Below are 22,880 nucleotides of genomic sequence, written 5' to 3' on the forward strand. Positions count from 1 at the left end.
CGGGGGGACCCCCACCGCCTTGCGATGCGTCCCCTCGGCCCCAGCGGGCCTGGGGAGACCCCATGCATCTGACGCCGCGGGCTGATCCTCGAAGATCGCCCGGACAGGACCTAACCGGTGGTGGAGACGCGGACGAAGGTGTCGAAGAGGCGCTGCTGGGCCGGGTCCTCGTGGGCGGTGTCCTCCGGGTGCCACTGGACGGCGGTCAGCCAGCCCCCGGATCCGTTGAGTTCCAGCGCCTCGGGGGTGCCGTCGGCCGCGTGCGCGGTGACGCGCAGGCCGGTGCCGAGACGGTCGACCCGCTGGTGGTGGTAGCAGGAGACCTCGGCCTTCTCACCGCCGACGATCCGGGCGACCCGGGAGCCCGGACGGAGCGTCACCGGATGGGTGAGCGGGCGGTGTCCGTCCGCCGGGCCGCCCATGTCCTGGCGGAGCGTCCCGCCCAGGGCGGTGTTCACGATCTGGAGCCCCCGGCATATCGCCAGCAGCGGCAGCCCCTCGCGCAGGGCCTGACGGGCCACCTCCAGGTCGAAGCCGTCCTGTTCGTCGCTGACGTCGTAGAGGCGCTCATGGCGGGCGGGATCGCCGTAGCGGTGGGGTGCCACATCGCCCCCGCCCGGCAGCAGGACGCCGTCGAAGCGCCGCAGCCGGGCGGCCACATCGGTGGCGTAGGCGAAGCCGCCGGGCGCGTACGGGTGGATGGTCACCGGCTCGCCACCAGCCCGCCACACGGCCTCGACCAGAGCGCGGGCGCTGACCTCGGCGCGGTGGCGCAGCGCGGACGCGGAGTCGGAGAAGCGGGCGGGGAGGGCGATCAGGGGTCTCGGGAGAGTCACGTCCGGGGTCCGTCCCATGAGAACGTTTGATGTCAAACGGTACGGGGATGGTAAGGGCGGCCTTACCGCGCGGCAAGGGTCTGGGCCGCCGTACCGCCGTGCGGGGGGTCCCCCGTCCTGGGAGCTTCCCCCTCCCGGAACGTTCGCGCCCGCGGTCGTTCTCCGTCCCGGCGGGGCGCGCCGAGCGTCGTACGAGAACCGCTGTGCGAGAGCCGCCGCACGGGAACCGCCGTGCGGGCGGCCGGAGTCGTGCCGCCGTACGGGACGGAGGGGCCCGCGCGCGGCGATGTCCACCGGGCGGCTGAGGCGGGCGACCGGCGGACGGGACGCGACCGGCACGGGCCCGCGGGGCGGCCCCGGATTCAGCGGGCCGGGCGTCGCCCGCTGCGGCGCGGGACCGGAGGCTCTCCCCCCAGCAACTGAGCGCGCCGCTCCTCCCCATGGCTCTCGATCTGCACCACCACCCGGCGCAGCGCGTCCGCCGTCTGACGGCACTCCTCGTCGCTCAGCGGCCCGGCGACGAACGCCTCCTCCGCGTTGAACTCCGGGAAGAGCCGTTCCATCAGCGCCTCGCCCTCCGGTGTCAGCGCCAGCAGCACCCGGCGCCCGTCCGAGGGGTGTTCGGTGCGCCGTACCAGCCCCCGGGACTCCAGGGTGCGCGCCACGCCCGTGAGCGTCCCCTTGGAGATGCCCGCCTCCTCCGCCACCAGCCGGGTCTCCATCTCGCCCCAGATCCATACCACCCACAGCACCACGAACCCGGTCCAGGTCAGATCGGCCCCGCGCAGTACGGAGTTCTCGACGTGCTGGCGCACCGCTGCCGCCGCCCGGTGGATATTGCCCACCATCGCCATCTGGTCGTGCCGGATCGGGGTGTCCCCGAGTCTGGCCCGGATCCTGCGTTCGGTCTCGGCGATGGGTCGCTGACCCGGCACGAACCCCTCCTCGAACGGAACCGACGGAATACGGAAGGACGAGAGAACGGACTCACCCAGCTGAACGCGCTGAACCGACGGCACCGACGGAACACACGGAACCGCCTGCCGGGCGATCCGGCGCACCGTACCGATCCGCGCGGAACACACGGAACACACGGAACCCGTCACGGTGATGGACGCCGTCCGTGCCCGATTCTAGAACCGTGGCCCGCGGTCTCCGGCGCGCCGGAGCCGGATGCCCCACGGCCCGGGCCGTCCGGGGCCACCGGACGGCACGGCGTGAGGAGACGGCGGAGCCCCCTCGGTCACCGGGGGAATCGAGACCGAGGGGGCCGTGGGCGGCGGCTTCCGGGGAAGGGGCAGCCGCGCCGGGAGACGGCGGGTATCAACCGCGCCGGGGGCTTACCAGCCGCGCAGCGCGGGCCTCCTTCTCCGCCTCCTGCCAGAGTCGCCGCAGCATGCGCGCCCGCTCGGCGGGGCGCATCCGGGCGATGGCGATCTCCGCGCAGGCCACACCGTCCGCCCACGGCATGGTCATCGTGGGCCGGGGCTGGGCCGGGATCCCGGGCAGCGGCCCGCCGGGACCCGCCATCCGGTGCCGGGGCTCGGGGATCCGGCCCGTGCGGGCCGCGCGGGTGGCCCGGGCCTCGGTCGCCGCCGCGCGGGCGTCGGCCCGCTGCTTCTGCTGCTGCGGGGAGAGCCGGGCCAGGTTGCGCACATGGACGACCTTGCGCCGTCCGGCGAGGAGATCGGCCTGGAGTTCGGGGCCGAGTTCCAGCACGGAGAGCTTGGACGAGATGGTCGACTGGGCGATCCCCAGCCGCTTGGCGGCCTTGTTCTGCGAACCGTAGAACTCGACCAGCTTCTTCAGCGCGTAGGCCTGCTCCAGCGGATTCATGTCGTCCCGGTGCACATTGGCGACAAACGCCGCCTCCAGCAGCGAACGGTCCGTCGAGACCAGCGCGTCGTCCACGCTGACCCGTACCCGGGCCAGTCCGGCGCGCCGGGCGGCCTCCAGTCGTCTGTGGCCGTCGACGACGATGTACCGGGCGTCGCGGTCCAGCTCGGTGGCGCGGGCGGGCCGCTCCTGGACATAGGCCTCGACCGAGGCGACGGTGATGGCGTTGACCAGCCCGATTTCACGGATACTGGTGGTCAGGGGATCGAGATCGCGTAGCTTTTCGCGTGGGTTGTCCGGGTTCTCTCCGATCAGGTGCAACGGCAACTCCGACGGCTGCTGCCGGGAACCGGCCTCGGAGTGGGTCAGCCCGTGGTCGATCTGGCCGAAGTTCTCGGAAGTCATGCTGAAGGAACCCCTCCTCTTGCCTGCCGCCCGAGCCCCCCGCTTTCAAGCCCGGACAGATGGCAAGGTGTCAGAAGCTCCCGGCCAGAGCCTGGCCACTGCCTTGCCATCGGCTTGCCACGTGCCAGCCGATTGCAGAGGATGCAGAGCATGACGGACGGGGGAATGAGGTTCCGCATCCTGGGGGGCCTGGAGTGGCGCTCCGATGGGACACCGCTGACGATCGGGCGGCGCCGGGAGCGGCTGCTGCTCGGTCTGCTGTTGCTGGACATCGGCCGGGTGGTTCCGGCCAACCGGCTGATCGATCTGCTCTGGGACGAGGGGAGACCCCCGGCCAGTGCGCGCGGCAGCCTCCAAGTACACGTGTCTCGGCTGCGGAATCGATTCCTCAAGGCCCAGGCCGGGGAGTACGGCTTCACCCTCGGCCGCAGCAACGACGGCTACACGGTCGACGGCGACCCCGCCTCCGTCGATCTGCACCAGTTCCGCTTCCTGCTCCAGCGGGCCGAGGCCGCCGCCGCGCCCGCCGAGCGGCTGCCCCTGCTGGAGCGGGCCCTCGACGTCTGGGGTGGTCCCGTCCTCGCGGGCACCGCGTCCGACGCGCTGGTCCGACGGCTGGGCACCGGATTCGACGAACTCCACCTCTCCGCCCTCACCCAGCGCGCCGAGGCCCGGCTCGCGCTCGGTCAGCGCGGCGCCGTCCTGGAGGAACTGGCCCGCGCCACCGCCGACCACCCCCACCACGAACGCCTCGCCATGCTCCGGATGATCGCGCTCTACCGGGCCGACCACCGGGGCGAGGCCCTGGAGGTCTACAACGAGACCCGCTCCCGGCTCGCCGAGGAGCTCGGACTCGACCCGGGCGCCGATCTCCGCCGAATCCACAGCATGATCCTGCGCGCCGACGCCGGACTGCTGCGCGCCGCCGCCGGGCCCGCCGCCGGTACCGGCACGGACACCCCGGAGCGGGCCCCCGCCGCGTCCACCGCCCCCACCCGGCCCGGTGGCCGGGCGCCCGGGGCACCCGGCCCGATGCCCGGCGGCCGCGTCCCGTGCGCCACGGACGGACGGGTGAGCGCGGCCCGCTCCGGGGCCGTCCCGCTCGCCGCCGAGGCCGAGTCCGTCCAACGGCACTCGCGGACCGGCGCCTTCATCGGCCGTACCCGCGAACTCGCCCACCTCAGCGGGCTCCTCGCCGACGCCCGGGGCGGCTCGGGCGTGGTGATGGTCGTCGGCCCCGGCGGCAGTGGCAAGACCGCGCTGGCGCTCCAGTGGTGCCGGGGCGCCACCGACGAGTTCCCCGACGGACAGCTCTTCCTCGATCTGCGCGGCCACAGCGACCGCAGCCCCATGCGGCCCACCGAGGCCCTCTCCGCCCTGCTGCGCGCGCTCGGCGTGCCCTACCAGGAGATCCCGCACGACGCCGCCGAGATGGCCGAGCTCTACCAGCGCACGCTCATCGACCGGCGGGTGCTGATCGTCCTCGACAACGCCGAGTCCGCCGACCAGGTGCGCCAGCTCCTGCCGTACGAGGTGGGCTGTCTCGCCCTCGTCACCAGCCGCAACCGGCTCGGCGCGCTCATCGTCAGCCACGGCGCCTCCATGCTGCCGCTGCGCCCGCTCAGCTCCCCGGAGGCGATGGAACTGGTCCGCAGCGTCATCGGGACCTGTCGCAGCGCCGCCGAACCCGAGGCGCTGGCCGAACTCGTCGCCCTGTGCGGCCACTCCCCGCTGGCGCTGCGGATCGCCGCCGCCAACCTGGCGCTGCACCCGGAGGGCGGCATCGCCGAACACGTCGGAGCGCTGCGTTCCGGCAATCCGCTGGAGAGCCTGGTGGTGGCGGGCGACCCCGACTCCGCCGTACGCCGGGCCTTCGAACTCTCCTACCGGCGGCTCGACCCCGAGGCGCGCCGCGCGTTCCGGCTGCTGGGGCTGCTGCCCCGGCCCACGACGACCGTCGCCGCCTTCGCCGCGCTGCTGGGCTGTACGGTCACCTGCGCCCATCCGCTGCTGGAACGCCTCTTCGCCGAGCATCTGGTGGAACACGACGGCCGCACCGGGCTGCGGCTGCACGACCTCATCTGGTGGTACGCGCGGCTGCTCGCCGAGGCCGAGGAGAGCGAGGGGGAGCGCCGGGCGGCGCGCCGGGCCCTGCTGCGCTGGTACACGGCGTCCGCCGACGCGGCGGCGGCCACCCTCTACCCCCAGCTGCTGCGGCTCGACGTCGAACCGCTGGGGGAGGGCGAGGCGCCCGAGCGCTTCGACGCCCCGCAGGCGGCGGCGGACTGGTTCGACGCCGAACTGGGCACCATGGCCGCCCTCATCACGGCCGAGTCGGAGAGCTCCCAGCGCCCCCAGCACGCGGAGCACGCACCGCACTCGGCGGGCATGGAGAACCCGGAACGCCCGGAGCGCCGGAATCACTCAGACCGCTCAGACCGCTCAGACCGCCCAGGCCACTCAGACCGCCCGGATCATCGGGATCGCCCGGATCGCCCGGAGAGCGGTGCCGGCGCGAACGCCCGGCCCGGCACCACCGATCTGAGGCGGGGCGGCGACGGCTTCGACGACACCGATGTCAGAGGCGGCACCGGGGGCTGGCGCGGACGCGCCACCTACCCGGGCCCCGAGCCCTGTCCCGCCGTCTGGATCCTCCCCGACCTCCTGCGGGGCTACTTCTGGCTCCGCCGCAACGCCGAGACCTGGATCTCCCTGGCCACCCTCGGTCTGCGTGCCGCCCAGCGGGCCGGGGATCTGCGCGGCCAGGCCGCGGCCTACCAGGGCCTGGGACTGGCCATCTTCACCACCGGCGACCTCGAACTCTGCCGTACCCACTTCCTCCAGGGTCTGGCGCTCGCCCGGGAGGCCGGCTGGGCCGAGTGCGAGTCCGTCGCCCTGTCCAACCTCGCCGGGGTCTGCGCCGACCTGGGACTGCTCAGCCAGGCCGCCGAGTTCTACGACCAGGCCATCACCAACGACCGCAGGCTCCGCCGCACCCTCCACCAGCCGCTCCAGGGGCTGAGTGAGGTCCTCTACGGCATGGGCCGCCTGCGCGAGGCCGAACGCCTCTGTCGTCGCGCTCTCGCCCTTGCCCGTAAGATCTCCGCCCCCGACAGCACCGCCCGGATCCGCTCCACTCTGGCCATGATCTCGCTGGACCTCGGTGAGCTGGACCGTGCCCGTGACCTGGCCACCGCCGCCCACGAGGGCTTCCAGGCCATCGGGAACCGCACCGGCGAAGCCGAGTCCACCGCCGCCCTCTCCCTGATCGCCGCCGAGCGCGGCGACGGCACCGAGGCGCTGCGCCTGGGCCTGGCCGCCATCGCCCTCAGCCGCAAGTCGGGCCGCCCGCGCACCCGTCATGAGGCCCTCGTCGCCCTCGGTCACGCCCGCTACCGGCTGGGTCAGTACACACGTGCGTATGAACACTTCCGGCTCGCCCACGGCATAGCGGAGGAGATCGGCTATCCCAAAGGACGTACGATCGCTCTGCTGGGCCTTGGCATCTGCGCGGCCCGCGCGTGCAGACCGCTGGAGGCGCTCCGTCACGCGGGCTCCGCGCTGTCGCTGGCCCAGCAGTCCCAGCTGCGACTACTGGAGGGCCAGGCCCAGACGGTCATCGCGCTGGCGCAGTCGGGCCGGGGGGACCGTGCCGCCGCCGAGCGGGCGGCCCGCCAGGCCGAGGCCATCTACACCGGCACCGGGTACCGACCCACCCACTCGCCCTACGGCAGTCCGGTGGTCGTGACCGGGCCCGTGGGCCGCTGCGCCAGCTGACGGCCGTCACGCTCCGAGCGGAGTTCCGGTCGTGTCGCTGTTGGGCCGAACGGGTGAGCGGCGCGAGGATGGACGCATGAGTAGGTACGAGAGGTACGACGTCACCGACGAGCAGTGGGAGGGCCTGGCGCAGGTCGTGCCCTTGCACGGGCGCGACGCATGGCCGTCGAGAGCCGACCACCGGGTCGGGGACGGGGAGGAGGCGTCCGCCGGGCAGCGCCGGATGGTCGTGCTGCGGGTGCGGGTCTTCGCCGACGCGCGGGAGGTCGCCGAGTACCTCACCAACCAGGTGCCGGTCCTCCTCGACCTGACCAGCGCCGACGCCGATGTGGCCAAGCGCATCCTGGACTTCAGCAGCGGTGTCGTCTTCGGCCTCAACTGCGGGATGCACCGCGTCGACCGCAATGTCTTCCTGCTCGCCCCCAACGGGACCGAGGTCGACGGCATGGCGGAGGCCACCGGCACCTTCGTCCGCGCGATGCCGCGCTGACGGCCCGCCCGGCGGGCCCGGTCAGGGCCCGGTGGTAGACCTTCTCCTTGTGACACGAGACGGTGAGGTACGAGACGGGGACCCCCGACCCGGGCCCGGCGCCCCTGAGCTGGCGGTACTCCAGCACAGGCTCGCGGAGTTCGCGGCGGCGCGGGACTGGGGCCCCTTCCACACACCCAAGAACCTGGCGTCCGCGCTGAGCGTGGAGGCGTCCGAACTGGTCGAGATCTTCCAGTGGCTGACGCCGGAACAGTCCGCGCGGGTGATGGAGGACGCGGGGAGCGCCCACCGGGTGCGGGACGAGATCGCGGATGTCCTGGCCTATCTGCTGCAACTCTGCGAGGTGCTGGGGGTGGATCCGCTGACCGCGCTGGCGGAGAAGATCGAGCGCAACGAACGGCGCTTCCCCCGCCCCGAGTGACCCCGCGCCCTGACGCCTGACCTGGTGCCCGGCCCGGTCGCTGACTGAGTGCCCGGCTCGGTGCCCGACCCGGTGCCGCCGTGTCCGGCTGGGCGTCATATCCCCTTCGTACGGTGGTGAGGGCGCCCTGACACCGCGCCACTCCGCCCCGCCCACTCCGCCGTGTGAGCCGGGCGCGTGGGGCGGGCCGTGCGCCCTGGTGGTGTCTGCGATCCGGTCACGGACCGTTCACCGCGCGGTCATGAGCCGGAGTGCGTAGGGTCCGCCGATGTGAATCCGGAGCGGGGAGAGGCGCCGGTTTCGCGGTGGAATCAGGGGGTCCGCACCCCTACGGATCACGTTTTCGTCACTCTCTGAAGTCGATGAGCTATCGACGACCGTCTTGCTGTCCTTTAATTTCCGTTTTCCTCTGGCTTTTTGGCTCAACTGGTCTCACTCTGGGTAATGGACTGAGTGGGCAGTAAGTCCTACGAACGGGGGCGCGCTCATGGATGCGGAACGGCTCATCGGAGTGAGCCGGCGTGCCTTGGCGCAGTGCCGAGCCGTACCGGACATCGTCGCGGAGGCATGGCAGGCCCAGGCCCTCGCCCAAGCGGTCGGTGGCTGGCTCGCCGTGCACGGCTCGCTGGAGCTGAGAAAGGAGGCGCGGGGGCTCAGCGACATCAGCGGACGCGCCGTCAGGATGCCGGACCATCCGGGCATCCGCGCCGGGATCCGCGCCGCGCAGCTGACGGAGGTGCTCGACCCGCGCGAGGCGTTGATACGACTCGGCGAACTCCTCGGTGACGTGGGGATCGCGCTCGTCGGGGTCGCCTGCGCCACCGACGAGGAGGGGCTGTACTGGCAGTGCGTCGAAGCCATAGACGCGGCCGACGAGTCCCACGACCGGGTGCGGGCGATGCTGCGCAAGCTCGCCACGCGGGAGGCGAAGCGGCGGCAGGGCCATCCTCCGGACGCGATCCGCTGGAGACCGGAGCCGGGGCCGGTGGTCCCTCCCGTCCCTTCCGTGGCTCCGCCCGTACCGGACGAGGTGGTGGGGCGCGGGCGCCCCCGCCCCGCTGAAACGTCTCATCACGACGACCCGCCGATACCTCCCCTCCCCCGCGCCGAAGCCTCCGGCGTCCCCTCCTTATGACCCTGACCCTCACCCTGACCCCGAGTCCTGACCTCTGATGTCTGGCCCTGACCCCCGGCCCCTGACGTCTGACCCACTGCGCCTGGTGCGGGGCCCTCGCCGGGCGGGTGGGCTCCCCCCTCGCGCGCTGGACCCCGCGCGGCGCCGTGCCCGCGACGGCGCGGGCAGGCACGCACGGCGGAGGACGCGGCCAGGGCGAGGGCGGCCCGGCGCGGGTCGGGGCGCGAGGGGTGTGCCTGGCGGCGAGGAAGACGGGGTGCTGGGTCAAAATGGTGCGTATGGAACTCCGTATCTTCACCGAACCCCAGCAGGGCGCCGACTACGACACGCTGCTCGCCGTCGCCCGCGCCACCGAGGACCTCGACTTCGGTGCCTTCTTCCGCTCCGACCACTATCTGGCCATGGGCTCCGCCGATGGCCTCCCCGGCCCCACCGACGCCTGGATCACCCTCGCCGGGCTCGCCCGCGAGACCAAGAGGATCCGGCTGGGGACGCTGATGACGGCCGGGACGTTCCGGCTGCCGGGTGTGCTCGCCATCCAGGTGGCGCAGGTGGACCAGATGTCCGGGGGCCGGATCGAGCTGGGCCTGGGCGCGGGCTGGTTCGAGGAGGAGCACCGGGCGTACGGGATCCCGTTCCCGAAGGAGAAGTTCTCCCGGCTCGAGGAGCAGCTGGAGATCGTCACGGGGCTGTGGAAGACCCCGGTGGGCGAGACGTTCTCCTATGACGGCACCCACTACCAGCTCGATGGCTCGCCCGCGCTGCCCAAGCCCGCGCAGGGCAGTGTGCCGGTCCTGATCGGCGGCCACGGCGCGAAGCGGACTCCGTCCCTCGCCGCGCGGTTCGCCAGTGAGTTCAACATCCCCTTCGCCTCGCTGGAGGACAGCGAGCGCCAGTTCGGCCGGGTGCGGAGTGCCGCGCTGGAGCTGGGGCGCGCCGCGGACGACCTGGTGTACTCCAACGCCCTGGTGGCCTGTGTCGGCCGGGACGACGCCGAGGTGGCCCGGCGCGCGGCGCGCATCGGCCGTGAGGTGGAGGAGCTGAAGACGAACGGGCTGGCCGGTTCGCCCGCCGAGGTGGTCGACAAGCTGGGCCGTTATGCGGAGATCGGCTCCTCCCGGGTCTATCTCCAGATCCTGGATCTGGCCGATCTGGACCATCTGGAGCTGATCTCCAGCCAGGTCCAGTCCCAGCTGGGCTGAGCCGTGCGCCCGGCCCGTCCGTTCGCCGCCGCCCTCGCCCGGGGCCCGCTCGTGCTCGACGGCGGTCTCGCCACCCAGTTGGAGCGTCAGGGGCATGACCTCGCGGACGCGCTGTGGTCGGCGCGGCTGCTGCGGGACGATCCGGGCGCGATCGAGGCCGCGCACCTCGCGTACGTACGGGCCGGGGCGCGGGTGCTGATCACCGCCAGCTATCAGGCGACGTACGAGGGTCTGGCGCGGGCCGGGGTGGACACGGCGGGGGCCACCCGGCTGCTGGCGCGGAGTGTGGCGCTGGCGCGGGCGGCGGGGGAGCGGGCGCGGGACGAGGTGTGGGTGGCGGCCTCGGTCGGTCCGTACGGGGCGATGCTCGCCGACGGCGGCGAGTACCGGGGCCGCTATGGGCTCTCGGTCGCCGAACTGGAGCGTTTCCACCGGCCCCGGGTGGCCGCCCTCGCCGCCGCCGGGCCCGATGTCCTGGCCCTGGAGACGGTCCCCGACACCGATGAGGCGCGGGCCCTGCTGCGGGCGGTCGAGGGCTGTGGGGTGCCCGTGTGGCTCTCGTACACCGTCGCGGGTGGCCGGACCCGGGCGGGCCAGGACCTGGCGGACGCCTTCGCGCTCGCGGCGGGCGACGACCAGGTGGTGGCGGTCGGGGTCAACTGCTGTGACCCCGGGGAGGCGGCGGACGCGGTGGCGCTGGCCGCCTCGGTCACCGGCAAGCCGGTGGTCGTCTATCCCAACAGCGGTGAGGGGTGGGACCCGGTCGCCGCCGCGTGGACGGGGGCGGTGCGGTTCGACCCCGGCCGGGCCGGGGAGTGGATCGCGGCGGGCGCCCGGCTGGTCGGCGGCTGCTGCCAGGTGGGCCCGCCGCTGGTCGCCGCGCTGGCGGCGGAGGCCGGGCCTCCGGGTGCCGGTGTGTCCTGAGTTCGTGTTTCCGCGTGTCCGGGTGTCCGCGTGTCCGGGTGCCGGTGTCTGGCAGGCGCGGCTCCCCGCGTACCGCTGTGTCCCGAGCCGCGCCGGAGGGTCGTCCGGGCGGCGGGTGAAACACGCGTGGCCTTCGCCGAGTGAAGCGTGCCCTGCCCGGTGAGGATGGGGGCATGGGATTTCACGTCGACTCCGAGACCGGGCGGCTGCGCCGGGTCATTCTGCACCGGCCCGATCTGGAGCTGAAACGTCTCACCCCGAGCAACAAGGACGCCTTGCTCTTCGACGATGTCCTCTGGGTCCGCCGGGCCCGGCAGGAGCACGACGGGTTCGCGGACGTGCTGCGGGACCGGGGCGTCGAGGTCCATCTCTTCGGGGATCTGCTCGGGGAGACGCTGGAGATCCCCGAGGCCCGCAAGCTGGTGCTGGACCGTGTCTTCGACGAGAAGGAGTACGGTCCGCTCGCCACCGGCCACCTCAGATCGGCCTTCGACGCGCTGCCGACCAACGACCTGGTGCGCGCTCTCATCGGGGGCATGACCAAGCGGGAGTTCCTCGCCGGGTACTCGGAGCCGACCTCGGTGCGGTTCCATGTGATGGATCTGGACGACTTCCTGCTCGATCCGCTGCCCAACCACATCTTCACCCGGGACACCTCCGCCTGGATCTACGACGGCGTCTCCATCAACGCCATGCGCTGGCCCGCGCGGCAGCGCGAGACGGTCCACTTCGAGGCGATCTACACCCACCATCCGCTCTTCACCGGCACCGAGGCGGGGCCCTTCCATCACTGGTCCGAGGGCCAGGACGACTACCCCTCCACCATCGAGGGCGGGGATGTGCTGGTCATCGGGCATGGCGCGGTACTGATCGGAATGAGCGAGCGGACCACCCCGCAGGCGGTGGAGATGCTGGCGCGAGGTCTGTTCGCGACCGGTTCGGCGCGCACGATCGTGGCCCTGGACATGCCGAAGCGGCGGGCCTTTATGCACCTGGACACCGTCATGACCATGGTGGACGGGGAGACCTTCACCCAGTACGCGGGCCTGGGTGATCTCCGTTCGTACACCATCGAGCCCGCCGACGGCGGTCAGGGGCTGCGGGTGAGCGACCACCCGCCGGAGCGGATGCACAGCGCCATCGCCGCCGCGCTGGGGATGAAGGAGATCCGGGTGCTCACACCGACGCAGGATGTGCACGCGGCCGAGCGGGAGCAGTGGGACGACGGGTGCAATGTGCTGGCGGTGGAGCCGGGCGTGGTCGTGGCTTATGAGCGTAATGTCACCACCAACACGCATCTGCGGAAGCAGGGGATCGAGGTGATAGAGATCCCGGGGAGCGAGCTGGGCCGGGGCCGGGGTGGTCCGCGCTGTATGAGCTGCCCGGTGGTGCGGGACGCCGTCTGACGCTGGTGGCCGGGGGAGCCCGTACGCGACGGGCTCGCGGTGGCGGTGGCGGCGGTGCGCGACGGGCTCGTGCCGGGGGTGGTCGCTCGATCCGGTGGTCCGGATCAGAGGGGTATGTATATTGATGCGATCACTCGTATAGACTTCCATCGTCACCGTCACCGCGCGACGAAAGAGCACCCACCATGGCGATACAGCTGGCAGGCCGCCACTTCCTCAAGGAGCTGGACTTCACGGCCGAGGAGTTCCGTGGGCTGGTCGAGCTGGCGGCGCGACTGAAGGCGGCCAAGCGGGCCGGTACGGAGGAGCGGACCCTGCGCGGCCGGAACATCGCGCTCATCTTCGAGAAGGCGTCCACCAGGACCCGGTGCGCCTTCGAGGTGGCGGCGGCCGACCAGGGCGCCTCGACCACGTATATCGACCCGGCGGGCTCCCACATCGGCCGCAAGGAGTCCGCCCGGGACACCGCCCGCGTCCTCGGCCGGATGTTCGACGCGATCGAGTTCCGGGGCGACGCGCAGGCCACCGTGGAGGAACTGGCCGCGCACGCCGGAGTGCCCGTCTACAACGGACTCACCGCCATCTGGCACCCCACCCAGATGCTCGCCGAGATCCTCACCATGACCGAGCACTCCGCCAAGCCCCTGGAGGAGATCGCCTACGCCTACCTCGGCGACGCCCGCTACAACATGGGCAACTCCTATCTGATCACCGGCGCCCTGCTGGGCATGGACGTCCGCATCGTCGCCCCCCGCGCCTACTGGCCCGCCGACGAGTTCATCACCCAGGCCCGCGCGCTGGCCGAGACGAGCGGGGCGCGGATCACCCTCACCGAGGACATCACGGAGGGCGTACGCGGCGCCGACTTCGTCGCCACCGACGTCTGGGTGTCCATGGGCGAACCCGCCCTGGTCTGGGACGAGCGCATCGCCGCCCTCGGCAAGTACAAGGTGACGATGGACGTCCTGCGCGCCACCGGCAACCCGGACGTGCGCTTCCTGCACTGCCTGCCCGCCTTCCACGACCTCGGCACCGAGGTCGCACGGGAGATCTTCGAGCGCCACGGCCTGACCGAACTGGAGGTCTCCGACGAGGTCTTCGAGTCGGAGCACTCGGTCGTCTGGGACGAGGCCGAGAACCGCATGCACACCATCAAGGCGGTGCTGGTGGCGACGCTGGCGCGCTGACGCCTCTCACGCGATCAGCCGGACCCGGCGTCCATCGGGTAGTCGTCGGCGATGGCGTCCATCAGGAGTTCGTCACACGGCCGTCCCCGCCAGTAGCCGGACTGACGGAGACGCCCGGCGGGTTGGAACCCGGCCTTCTGGTAGGCCGCGACACCCGCCGCGTTCGGCTCCAGCACCTTGAGCCAGACCATACGGAGCGCCGCGTACGCGAACGCCCAGCGGAGAGTGAGGGCGGTGGCCTCGGTGGCGAGGCCCCTGCCCCGGGCCTCTGGGGCCACCAGGATCACGAACTCCGCCGTCCGTACCGCCGCGTCGATCTGGAGGGTCGTGAGGCCGACGGGGGTGTGGTCGTCAGCAGTCACCACCTCGAACTGGGGGTACTCCCGGTTGGCGCGCTGACGGTCCCACCCTCCCGAGCGGACCTCCCAGGACTGGGGGACCTGGGTGCCGAAGCCGAGGATCGTGCCGGGGTCGTTCTCCCAGCGGTGATAGTCGGGCAGATGGTCGCGGTCGGGGAGGGCCAGGGCGACGCGGTCGCCGGTGAGCAGGATCTGCGGGGTGGTCATCGATACCTCTTCGCCGTGGCTGCCGGGGTGTTGAGCGGGGTGTAGTCCTCAGTCTGGCCGGGTTCGTCGACCGCGCGGGCGTGGACATCGCAGATCCAGGCGTGCAATCGGATGGGGTCGGTGGCGATGCCGTGTCTCTCACTTCCGGCGGGCGCGCCCCGTTGCGGCGGGGCCGACAGGGGTTGATCCGGGCCTCTGAAGGCGCTTGCTCAGCCCGCGTGCGCCTGGTGCACTCGTACGCGCTGGTGCCGGTGGGGCGCGGTGCTGACGTCATCCGCCTACGATCGCCGCCATGGACCCAGCAGAGCTCGACGGCCATGTCCGCCAGGGGCCGGTGGACACCCTTTCCGTCGCAGACGCGTCCCGGCAGCTGGACGCGGTCGCCCGCTATGTGTCCCAGGCCCGGGACGAGCTCACCCGGCGTGAGGTTGGCGGGGACGTTCCGGCGCTCGATGCCGGAAAGGCGCTCGGATTCTTCCGCTCGGCCCCGTCGCTGTCGCTGACTGATGACGCCGGTGAGACCGTCGCGGTGATCGTCTCACCGGCCGTCCTCGAAGTGCTGGAGGATGCCCTCGGGCTCCTCCAGGGTGAAGTGGACCGGCTGCGCGGCACCGCCACGGTGACCACCGGGGAACTGCGGGACCACCTGGGCGGGCGGATGACCTCATGAGCCAGGTCACCTGGGAAAGGCCGGCCAGAGAGGCCCTGGTCCAGTACGGCAAGAATGACCCCGCCGGAGTCGATCAGGTACTCGACAGCGTCAACCTGCTCCTGGCCAACCCACGTCCCTCCGGGGCACTGGACTGCGGTAACGGCAAGTACCGCATCCACGTCGGCCGCTACCGGGTCTGGTACACGATCAAGCAGAGCACGCCCGTCGTCATCGCCATCGACCTCGTCGGCCGGGTCGGCTAGATCCTGTCCTCACCCTCCCGTCCGTCTACGGGGCAGACGGACGGCGCAGCAGGAGCCTGGCGTATGGGGCGGGATCCTGGCTCAGGAACCATGCGGCAGCGTGAACCAGATCGCCTTGCCGTGGGGCGTGGGGCGGTGGCCGCAGTCGGCGCTCAGGGTGCGGATCAGGAGGAGGCCGCGGCCGTGTTCCTGCCAGAGGTCGGGTTCCGCCGTCCAGCGGGTGAGATGGCCCGGTAGCGCCGGGTCGCCGTCGTGGACCTCGACCTGGCAGGTCGTGGGGTGTAAGGACACCACCAGCTCGATGGGTGAGCCGCGTTGGGTGTGTTTCACGGCGTTGGCGACCAGTTCCGCCGTCAGCAGTTCCGCCGTGTCCCCGTCCGCCGCGGGCCAGGTCTGCGCCAGTGCCCTCCGTATCAGTGCCCGCGCCATGGGGACGGCGGCGGAGGTGTGCGGGAGTGCGACGCGCCAGGACGCGGGGTGTGGGGAGGAAGTGGGCACGGCGGATCCGTTCGGGGAGTGGGGCGTGGAGCGAGTCCGTTCGTCGGACGTCACCCTGGTGGGGAGCGTGTGCGGCTCCCGGGGCTCAGGGATGGGGCGTGACAGAAGTGACAGAAGCTGAGGGATGCCAAGATCCCCGGTAAAAGCGATCTCCAGCGAGAAACCGAGAGAAAGCGTCTGACTCTCCACCATAGAAAGCCCGCAGATCCGCACAAGTGCCCCAGGGGCCCTGTCGTGGAGCTGTTCCCACACCGCGACAGGGTCGTTGCTCTGTCACAGCCGACGCTCCGTGTCGCGCACTCGTGACGGTAGTCATGGACCGGTGATAACTTCGAAGGGCAGGCGACGGCAGGCGGGGGACCGCCCGGCCGAAGGAGGCCCCGCCCGGATGAGCCCCTTTCCCAGCTCCGCACCGCGTACCGAGGAGTGGCGCCATCTGCGGGTCGCCCATGTCGACGGCGTCGCGACCGTGACACTCGACCGGCCCGCCAAGCTCAACGCCCTCACCTTCGGCGCCTACGCCGATCTGCGGGACCTGCTCGCCGAACTCGCCCGCGAACGCTCCGTACGGGCCCTCGTCCTCGGCGGCGAGGGGCGCGGCTTCTGCTCCGGCGGTGATGTGGACGAGATCATCGGTGCCACCCTCGCCCTGGACACCGGCTCCCTGCTGGACTTCAACCGGATGACCGGGCAGGTGGTGCGTGCCCTGCGGGAGTGTCCGTTCCCGGTGGTCGCCGCCGTCCACGGCGTCGCGGCGGGCGCGGGCGCGGTCCTGGCGCTCGCCGCCGACTTCCGCGTCGCCGACCCGACGGCCCGGTTCGCCTTCCTCTTCACCCGGGTCGGGCTCTCTGGCGGCGATATGGGCGCGGCCTATCTCCTGCCGCGTGTGGTGGGCCTCGGCCACGCCACCCGGCTGCTGATGCTCGGCGACCCCGTCGGCGCCGCCGAGGCCGAACGCATCGGCCTGATCAGCGAACTCACCGACGAGGGCGCCGCCCCCGCCCGCGCCGCCGCCCTCGCCCGCCGTCTCGCCGACGGCCCCGCCCTCGCCCACGCCCAGACCAAGGCGCTGCTCACCGCCGAGCTGGACATGCCGCTGTCGGCGGCCGTGGAGCTGGACGCCTCGACCCAGGCGCTGTTGATGACGGGGGAGGACTACGCGGAGTTCCACGCGGCCTTCACGACGAAACGCGCGCCGAGGTGGCGGGGACGGTGACGGCCCACCCGGGCGCGGACCGTGGGACGGGCCCCGATCCCGTGACCGGCGCGGGCCGTGTGACCGGTGCGGCGCCTGGGACGGGCTCCGACCGTGTGACCGGTGCGGACCCCGGGGGAGGCGTCGGGCCGGTCGGCGTCACCCCACGGCGTGCCGCGCCCGCCGTCCCCGCCGCGCGCACCACCCCTGACCCCGGGCCCGCTGCCCCCCGGCGGGCCCGGCCGCTCACGGTCGCCGTCATCGGCGGCGGCCCCGGCGGCCTCTACGCCGCGCTCTCCCTCAAACGCCGCGACCCCCGGCGCGAGATCACCGTCTGGGAGCGCCATCCGCCCGGCGAGACCTTCGGTTTCGGTGTCGTCCTCTCCGACCAGGCCATGGACGGCATCGAGGACGCCGACCCCGTGGTCCACCGGGCCCTGACCCGTTCCGCCGTCCGCTGGGACGACATCGACGTCGTCCACCGGGGCCACACCCTCACCTCCGGCGGCCACGGCTTCACCGCCGTCGGCCGCCACCGGCTGCTGGAGATCCTCCACGGCCGCTGCGCCGACCTCCGTATCCCCCTCCGCTTCCGCACCCCCGCACCGCCCGCCGCCGCACTCGCCCGCTCCCATGACCTCGTCATCGCCGCCGACGGCGCCCACAGCCCCACCCGCCAGGCCCACGCCGATGTCTTCGCGCCCCAGGTCACCGACCACCGCTGCCGCTATATCTGGCTCTCCGCCGACCTCGCCTTCGACGCCTTCCGGTTCGAGATCGCCGAGACCCCGCACGGGGTGATGCAACTCCACGGCTACCCCTACTCCCGCACCCGCTCCACCGTCATCGTCGAGATGCGCGACGAGGTCTGGCGCGCGGCCGGGTTCGACCGGCTGCCGGTCGCCGCCGGCGTGGAGCGCTGCGCCCGGGTCTTCGCCGACGCGCTGCGCGGGCGGCCGCTGCTGGCGAACCGTTCCTCGGCGTGGTCCGTCTTCCGTACCGTCGTCAACGGACGCTGGTCCCACGGCCGGACCGTGCTCCTCGGCGACGCCGCCCACACCGCACACTTCTCCATCGGGTCCGGGACCCGGCTCGCCGTCGAGGACGCGGTGGCGCTGGCGGGCGCGGTCGGTGCCGTCGGCGCGCGGGGGACGGTCCAGGACGCGGTCCGCGCGTACGAGGACGGGCGCAGGCCCCAGATCGCCTCCGCCCAGCGGGCGGCCGCCGCGAGCCTGCGCTGGTTCGAGGAACTGGGCCGCTGGACCGGCCAGCCGCCGCGCCAGTTCGCCTTCAACCTCCTCACCCGCAGCCGCCGGGTCACCCGTGACAACCTGCGCTTACGGGACGCCGCCTTCACCAGCGCCGTCGAGCGCGACTTCGGCTGTCCGCCCGGCACCCCGCCGATGTTCACCCCCTTCCGGCTGCGCGGACTCACCCTGCGCAACCGGATCGTCGTCTCCCCGATGGACATGTACACGGCCGTGGACGGCCTGCCCGGCGACTTCCACCTGGTCCACCTCGGCGCGCGGGCGCTCGGCGGCGCCGGGCTGGTCATGACCGAGATGGTGACCGTGAGCCCCGGGGCCCGGATCACCCCCGGCTGCACCGGCCTCTACACCGACGCCCAGGCCGGTGCCTGGCGCCGGATCACCGCCTTCGTCCACGAACGGGCACCCGGCACCGCGATCGGCGTCCAGCTCGGCCACTCCGGTGCCAAGGGCGGTACGAAACCGATGTGGGAGGGCATGGACGACCCTCTGCCAGGACCCGAGGGGGACCGCTGGCCGCTGGTCGCCGCCTCCCCGCTCCCGTACCGTCCGGGTGTCAGCCGCACGCCCCGGGAACTGGACCGCGCGGGGCTCGGCGCCGTCCGCGCCGACTTCGCGGCGGCGGCCCGGCGGGCGGCGGACGCCGGGTTCGACCTCCTCGAACTCCACTGCGCCCACGGCTATCTGCTCTCCGGCTTCCTCTCCCCGCTCACCAACCGCCGTACGGACGCGTACGGGGGCCCGCTGGAGGGGCGGCTCCGCTTCCCGTTGGAGGTCTTCGACACCGTCCGCGCGATCTGGCCGGACGACCGCCCGATGACGGTACGGATCTCCGCCACCGACTGGGCCGACGGCGGTACGACAGCAGACGACGCCGTCGGGATCGCCCGCGCCTTCGCCGCCCACGGCGCCGACGCGATCGATGTCTCCACCGGTCAGGTCGTCCCGCATGAGCGCCCGGAGTTCGGCCGCTCCTACCAGACGCCGTACGCCGACCGGATCCGCCATGACCTGGGGGTCGCGGTCATCGCCGTCGGCGCCATCTCGTCCTGGGACGACGTCAACTCGCTGCTGCTGGCCGGACGGGCGGACCTGTGCGCCCTCGGCCGCCCGCACTTGTACGACCCGCACTGGACCCTGCATGCGGCGGCCGAGCAGGAGTACGCGGGACCGGGTGTCATCTGGCCGCTGCCGTACCGGGCGGGCAGCCGCCGACCGCCGACGGGCCGGGCGGGTGGGTGAGGGTCAGTTCTCCTGAGGGTCGGGGTGGTGGGCCTGGTGGCGGGTGCGCAGGACGCGGCAGTCGGTGGCGCGGGAGTGGTCGTGGGCGCGTTCGGCTTCGCGTTCGGCGGTGGTGAGGTCGTCGCAGGTGGGGCAGTGGTTCATGGGGTGTGTTCCTGTCGGCTGGGGGTCAGTGGCGTTGGCGGAGTGCGAGGTGGGCGGCGCGGGCGGCCCGGGGGCCCCGGATCTCGACGCCCCAGCCGACGAGGACGGCGCGGAACCACTTGGATTCCACGCTGTAGTCGGCGGCGATACGGGTGAGGGAGACGCCCTGGGCGTAGCGGGTGGTGATCTGTTCCTGGTTGCGCAGGACGCGGTCCCGGCGGCGGCGGGATTCCTCGCTGATACGGGGCATGGGCGGGCCTTTCACGGAGGTGGGGGCGGTTCGAGGTAGGGGCGGGCCCGGGCGGGGGTGAGTTCGGGGCTGACCTCGAACCGGTAGTGGTTCAGCCCGTCGGGGAAGATGAGGGAGACACAGCGGCCGTCGATCAGGCGTGCCCAGGCGGCCTGGCGGTGCGCCGGGTCCTGACACCAGGCCCGCAGCAGTGACGGCCCGTCGACCTCGGGGCCGATGACGAGGGTCATGCCGGTGTCCGGGGCGGGGTCCAGCCGGTCGGCGAGCCGCCCGACCTGCCCCACCAGCCACCGCAACGCGGTCTCCGCCGACTCGGTGCGCAGTATCGCGATGACACAGGTGACGTTCCGGCCGGAGCCGTAGACGGGTCCGATGCCCCGGACACAGCAGAAGTACCGGATCACCCGCGTCACCAGGCACCGTCCCCGGAGGGGTCCTGGAGGAGGCGCTCCAGCTCGCTGTCGATGCGGCGCTGACGCTCCTGCGCCGCGAGGGCCCAGGACCAGTCATCGAACGCCTCGGCGTCCACGCGGAGGCGAAGGAGTTCAAGCCCGATCCCGAGGCGGTTCTCGGCGGAGCCCAGTGCCCACATCAGCCGCAACCAGAGGTGAGTCACCAGAACCAACCCCAGCCGTTAGTTAAAGGGAGTTGGGGCGCAGAAAATTTCCAGCCGCACATGTCTTGCTCCTCTCCCGGCGGCCGATTCGATCTGCTGAGACAGTAGGCAAGGCGGGCCGTAGCACCCCGGAAAAACCTTCCGGGGTCTCCTTTGGCCACGAGGTGACACTCAGAACATGCGAGGAATGACCGAGCATCTGACCATCGGCGAGCGCGTCGCCTGGTACCGGCGCCGACGCGGCCTCTCCCAGGAGGTTCTGGCCGGCCTTGTCGGACACACCGCAGACTGGTTGAGCAAAGCGGAGAACAATCGGATCGGACTCGACCGTCTCTCCGTCATTACCTCACTCGCCAAGGCCCTCGATGTCTCTCTCGGGGACTTGCTTGCTGAGCCAACTCTCATGGAATGGTCCAGCGAGAGCGGAGACCGCACCATCTCCGCGCTGCGCGAAGCGCTCATGGACTACAGACAGCTCACCCCCTCGCTCGTGAATCAGCCCGAAGACGAACCCCCGTCGCTCAGGGACCTCCGGGCTCATGTGAAGGAGGTCCACGACGCGTACCAGGCGTCGCGGTACGGATTCGCTACGCGCCGCCTTCCCTCCGCACTCGCCGATGCCCATGCCGCATCTCGTGCGTACTCGGGCCGTGAACGGGAGGAGGCCCACGCCCTGCTGGCCCTGTCCTACCAAGGCGCAGCGATGGTGCTGGGCAAGGTCGGGGAGCCGGAACTCGCATGGATCGCGGCTGATCGTGGTCTGGCAGCGGCGCAGCACAGCGGCCGAAGCGCGGTAACCGGGTCACTTATCCGGTCGGTCACCCACTGCCTTCTGGCCAATGGCCACTTCGCTGCTGCGATCCAGCTAGTGAACGACACGGCGGCCGTCATGCAGCCGGAACTAGACGGCGCCGACTCCGAGTACCTCTCGGTGTACGGAACCCTCTTCCTCACCGGAGCGATGGCAGCGGCCAGAGCAGACGACCGGGCGACCGCGCAGATCTTTCTCAAGGAGGCCGACGAATCCGCGATCCGGTTAGGTATCGACGCCAACCACATGTGGACAGCGTTTGGCCCCACCAACGTAGCCATCCACTGTGTGGCAACGGCCAGAGAACTCGGTGACATACAGATCGCGGCGGACCTCGGACCTCGAATCGATACCCGTGGCATGCCGGTGGAGCGTCAAGTACGGCACAGCCTCGAAGTCGCCCGAGCGCTCAGCGCCTGGAACCGGACCGACGAAGCCCTGTCCATCCTGCTGGACGCCGAACAAGCCGCTCCCGAACAGGTACGCCACCACTACGCGAGCCGGGAACTGGTCATCGGCTGGATTCGCGGCACGAAAGGTCGCCCGACCCAGCCTGTAGCGGACCTGGCCCGCAGACTCCACATCATCTCGGGCGGCTAGAGTCCATGCCGTGAACGAGCACGAGGCGAAGACGGCCCACCCTCTGATGGCGGCCGGTGCCCTCTTCTTCGACGAAGCTGATCGCGTCCTCCTCGTCGAACCTTCTTACAAGGACTATCGCGATGTTCCGGGCGGATACGTCGAAGAGGGTGAGTCGCCTCTCCAGGCATGTGTGCGCGAGATTCGCGAGGAGTTGGGCATCGCACCCCGCATCGGTCGCCTGCTCGTCGTGGACTGGGCGCCGAATCCGGGTGAGGGGGACAAGGTTCTCTACCTCTTCGACGGCGGCCGCCTCAGCGCGGACAGTCGCCAGCGGATCACCCTGCAAGCCGACGAAATCCGTGGCTATGGCTTCCACCCGGCCGAACGGCTGCCGGAACTCACCATCCCCCGCCTCGTGCGTCGCATCACCGCTGGTATCCAGGCCCGCGCGAACGGCGTGACCGCCTACTTGGAGCACGGAAACTCGCTGGAAACAGGGGGCTGATCAGGGCATAGGCATCGCATGTGCCCCGTATGACCGCCCGCCGTCGTGAGCGCCGGGTCTCGCCGCAGGCATGGTCAGGGCTGGTCGTGCTCGCCAAGCGCACGGACATCCCGCGCCTGTGGTGAAGGGGGTCGACTGTCAGACCCGCCTGGGATGCTCCGGGGATGGAGATGACAGTGCAGCTGACGATCGACTGCTCCGATCCGCAGCGGATGGTGACGTTCTGGGCCGAGGCCCTGGGCTATGTGCCCGAGCCTCCGCCGGGCGGGCATGCCACGTGGCGTGCCTACTGGGCGGCGGCCGGGGTGCCCGAGGAGGAGTTGCCCGCCGGTGCCGGTGATGTTCCGGAGTCCATCGTCGATCCCACGGGACGCGGACCGAGGGTGTGGTTCCAGCCGGTTCCGGAGCCGAAGGTCGCCAAGAACCGGTGGCACTTCGACCTCAAGGTCGGCGGGGGCCGGGACGTCCCCCTGGACATCCGCATACAGCGGGTCAAGGCGACGGTGGATCGGCTGGTCGCAGCCGGTGCCACCGTGCTGCGGATCAACGATGAGCGGGATGGGGGACTGTACGCCGCAGCTCTGCGGGACCCCGAGGGCAACGAGTTCGACGTCGTCTGACGGACCCGTTCGGAACAGCCGCCTCAGAGGCCGGTGGCCGGACGGTGCG

The 22,880-nt window shown here is 71.8% G+C and carries 23 protein-coding genes and 1 pseudogene; 15 read left to right on the top strand and 9 right to left on the bottom strand.

Annotated features, from left to right (window positions below; genetic code table 11):
• Nucleotides 1–110: 110 nt before the first annotated feature.
• From ACFVIM_RS07055 to ACFVIM_RS07065, 3 genes are all read right to left on the bottom strand, one after another.
• Complete coding sequence (locus tag ACFVIM_RS07055) at nt 111–854, bottom strand: gamma-glutamyl-gamma-aminobutyrate hydrolase family protein (RefSeq protein WP_384299548.1); 744 nt, start codon at nt 852–854, stop codon at nt 111–113.
• 344 nt (nt 855–1,198) lie between these two features.
• Nucleotides 1,199–1,771: a MarR family winged helix-turn-helix transcriptional regulator gene (locus tag ACFVIM_RS07060; protein WP_384299550.1), complete on the bottom strand. Its 573-nt coding sequence runs from the start codon at nt 1,769–1,771 to the stop codon at nt 1,199–1,201.
• Nucleotides 1,772–2,159: 388 nt separating this feature from the next.
• Nucleotides 2,160–3,077 carry a ParB/RepB/Spo0J family partition protein gene (locus ACFVIM_RS07065; RefSeq protein WP_384299553.1) on the bottom strand — a complete coding sequence of 306 codons (918 nt, stop codon included), beginning with the start codon at nt 3,075–3,077 and terminating at the stop codon, nt 2,160–2,162.
• A 150-nt stretch (nt 3,078–3,227) separates the two neighbouring features.
• On the opposite strand from ACFVIM_RS07065, the gene ACFVIM_RS07070 reads away from it, so the two are divergent.
• From ACFVIM_RS07070 to argF, 8 genes and pseudogenes are all read left to right on the top strand, one after another.
• Complete coding sequence (locus ACFVIM_RS07070; RefSeq protein WP_384299555.1) at nt 3,228–6,854, top strand: BTAD domain-containing putative transcriptional regulator; 3,627 nt, start codon at nt 3,228–3,230, stop codon at nt 6,852–6,854.
• Nucleotides 6,855–6,930: 76 nt separating this feature from the next.
• Nucleotides 6,931–7,344, top strand: coding sequence for a cell division protein SepF (locus tag ACFVIM_RS07075; RefSeq protein WP_384299557.1), 414 nt, complete (start codon nt 6,931–6,933; stop codon nt 7,342–7,344).
• Nucleotides 7,345–7,393: 49 nt separating this feature from the next.
• Nucleotides 7,394–7,765: a nucleotide pyrophosphohydrolase gene (locus tag ACFVIM_RS07080; protein ID WP_384299560.1), complete on the top strand. Its 372-nt coding sequence runs from the start codon at nt 7,394–7,396 to the stop codon at nt 7,763–7,765.
• Nucleotides 7,766–8,252: 487 nt separating this feature from the next.
• A pseudogene (locus ACFVIM_RS07085) lies at nt 8,253–8,750 on the top strand (DUF6099 family protein); the annotation flags it as partial.
• A 428-nt stretch (nt 8,751–9,178) separates the two neighbouring features.
• Nucleotides 9,179–10,102: an LLM class F420-dependent oxidoreductase gene (locus tag ACFVIM_RS07090; RefSeq protein WP_384299562.1), complete on the top strand. Its 924-nt coding sequence runs from the start codon at nt 9,179–9,181 to the stop codon at nt 10,100–10,102.
• Nucleotides 10,103–10,105: 3 nt separating this feature from the next.
• On the top strand, nt 10,106–11,026 hold the full coding sequence (gene mmuM, locus ACFVIM_RS07095; RefSeq protein ID WP_384299565.1) for a homocysteine S-methyltransferase: 921 nt from the start codon (nt 10,106–10,108) through the stop codon (nt 11,024–11,026).
• A 173-nt stretch (nt 11,027–11,199) separates the two neighbouring features.
• Nucleotides 11,200–12,432, top strand: coding sequence for an arginine deiminase (locus tag ACFVIM_RS07100; RefSeq protein WP_384299567.1), 1,233 nt, complete (start codon nt 11,200–11,202; stop codon nt 12,430–12,432).
• Between the two features lie 185 nt (nt 12,433–12,617).
• Nucleotides 12,618–13,619 carry an ornithine carbamoyltransferase gene (argF, locus tag ACFVIM_RS07105; RefSeq protein ID WP_384299570.1) on the top strand — a complete coding sequence of 334 codons (1,002 nt, stop codon included), beginning with the start codon at nt 12,618–12,620 and terminating at the stop codon, nt 13,617–13,619.
• Nucleotides 13,620–13,633: 14 nt separating this feature from the next.
• On the opposite strand, the gene ACFVIM_RS07110 is transcribed toward argF, so the two are convergent.
• Nucleotides 13,634–14,185, bottom strand: a complete 552-nt coding sequence (locus ACFVIM_RS07110; RefSeq protein ID WP_384299573.1) for a GNAT family N-acetyltransferase — start codon at nt 14,183–14,185, stop codon at nt 13,634–13,636.
• Between the two features lie 292 nt (nt 14,186–14,477).
• Here ACFVIM_RS07110 and ACFVIM_RS07115 point away from each other — a divergent pair, with 292 nt between their 5' ends.
• Nucleotides 14,478–14,855: a hypothetical protein gene (locus tag ACFVIM_RS07115; protein WP_384299575.1), complete on the top strand. Its 378-nt coding sequence runs from the start codon at nt 14,478–14,480 to the stop codon at nt 14,853–14,855.
• Nucleotides 14,852–15,100 (top strand): type II toxin-antitoxin system RelE/ParE family toxin, encoded by a 249-nt coding sequence (locus ACFVIM_RS07120; RefSeq protein WP_384299578.1) that lies wholly within the window; start codon nt 14,852–14,854, stop codon nt 15,098–15,100. The genes ACFVIM_RS07115 and ACFVIM_RS07120 overlap by 4 nt, the downstream gene beginning before the upstream one ends.
• A gap of 81 nt (nt 15,101–15,181) precedes the next feature.
• Here ACFVIM_RS07120 and ACFVIM_RS07125 read toward each other — a convergent pair whose 3' ends face one another.
• On the bottom strand, nt 15,182–15,598 hold the full coding sequence (locus ACFVIM_RS07125; protein ID WP_384299581.1) for an ATP-binding protein: 417 nt from the start codon (nt 15,596–15,598) through the stop codon (nt 15,182–15,184).
• Nucleotides 15,599–15,986: 388 nt separating this feature from the next.
• On the opposite strand from ACFVIM_RS07125, the gene ACFVIM_RS07130 reads away from it, so the two are divergent.
• A complete protein-coding gene (locus ACFVIM_RS07130) occupies nt 15,987–16,814 on the top strand; it encodes an enoyl-CoA hydratase family protein (RefSeq protein WP_384299583.1) in 828 nt (275 codons plus the stop codon).
• Between the two features lie 239 nt (nt 16,815–17,053).
• Nucleotides 17,054–19,303 (top strand): bifunctional salicylyl-CoA 5-hydroxylase/oxidoreductase, encoded by a 2,250-nt coding sequence (locus ACFVIM_RS07135; protein WP_384299627.1) that lies wholly within the window; start codon nt 17,054–17,056, stop codon nt 19,301–19,303.
• Between the two features lie 3 nt (nt 19,304–19,306).
• Here ACFVIM_RS07135 and ACFVIM_RS07140 read toward each other — a convergent pair whose 3' ends face one another.
• The 4 genes from ACFVIM_RS07140 to ACFVIM_RS07155 are packed head-to-tail and all read right to left on the bottom strand — an operon-like array spanning nt 19,307 to nt 20,313.
• The gene (locus ACFVIM_RS07140; RefSeq protein ID WP_384299585.1) at nt 19,307–19,447 is read right to left on the bottom strand and encodes a hypothetical protein; all 141 of its coding nucleotides are present in this window, start codon (nt 19,445–19,447) and stop codon (nt 19,307–19,309) included.
• Between the two features lie 25 nt (nt 19,448–19,472).
• Nucleotides 19,473–19,697 carry a hypothetical protein gene (locus ACFVIM_RS07145; protein ID WP_384299588.1) on the bottom strand — a complete coding sequence of 75 codons (225 nt, stop codon included), beginning with the start codon at nt 19,695–19,697 and terminating at the stop codon, nt 19,473–19,475.
• A gap of 11 nt (nt 19,698–19,708) precedes the next feature.
• Complete coding sequence (locus ACFVIM_RS07150; RefSeq protein WP_384299590.1) at nt 19,709–20,110, bottom strand: hypothetical protein; 402 nt, start codon at nt 20,108–20,110, stop codon at nt 19,709–19,711.
• A complete protein-coding gene (locus tag ACFVIM_RS07155; RefSeq protein ID WP_384299592.1) occupies nt 20,107–20,313 on the bottom strand; it encodes a hypothetical protein in 207 nt (68 codons plus the stop codon). The genes ACFVIM_RS07150 and ACFVIM_RS07155 overlap by 4 nt, the downstream gene beginning before the upstream one ends.
• A gap of 187 nt (nt 20,314–20,500) precedes the next feature.
• Between ACFVIM_RS07155 and ACFVIM_RS07160 the strand changes: the two genes are divergently transcribed.
• The 3 genes from ACFVIM_RS07160 to ACFVIM_RS07170 all read left to right on the top strand — a co-directional run bounded on the left by ACFVIM_RS07160 (nt 20,501) and on the right by ACFVIM_RS07170 (nt 22,831).
• Nucleotides 20,501–21,724, top strand: coding sequence for a helix-turn-helix domain-containing protein (locus ACFVIM_RS07160; RefSeq protein ID WP_384299595.1), 1,224 nt, complete (start codon nt 20,501–20,503; stop codon nt 21,722–21,724).
• A 46-nt stretch (nt 21,725–21,770) separates the two neighbouring features.
• A complete protein-coding gene (locus ACFVIM_RS07165) occupies nt 21,771–22,211 on the top strand; it encodes an NUDIX domain-containing protein (RefSeq protein ID WP_384299629.1) in 441 nt (146 codons plus the stop codon).
• Between the two features lie 164 nt (nt 22,212–22,375).
• Complete coding sequence (locus tag ACFVIM_RS07170; protein ID WP_384299597.1) at nt 22,376–22,831, top strand: VOC family protein; 456 nt, start codon at nt 22,376–22,378, stop codon at nt 22,829–22,831.
• Nucleotides 22,832–22,880 lie beyond the last annotated feature (49 nt).

Source organism: Streptomyces sp. NPDC057638 (assembly GCF_042800315.1).
Lineage (GTDB): Bacteria > Actinomycetota > Actinomycetes > Streptomycetales > Streptomycetaceae > Streptomyces.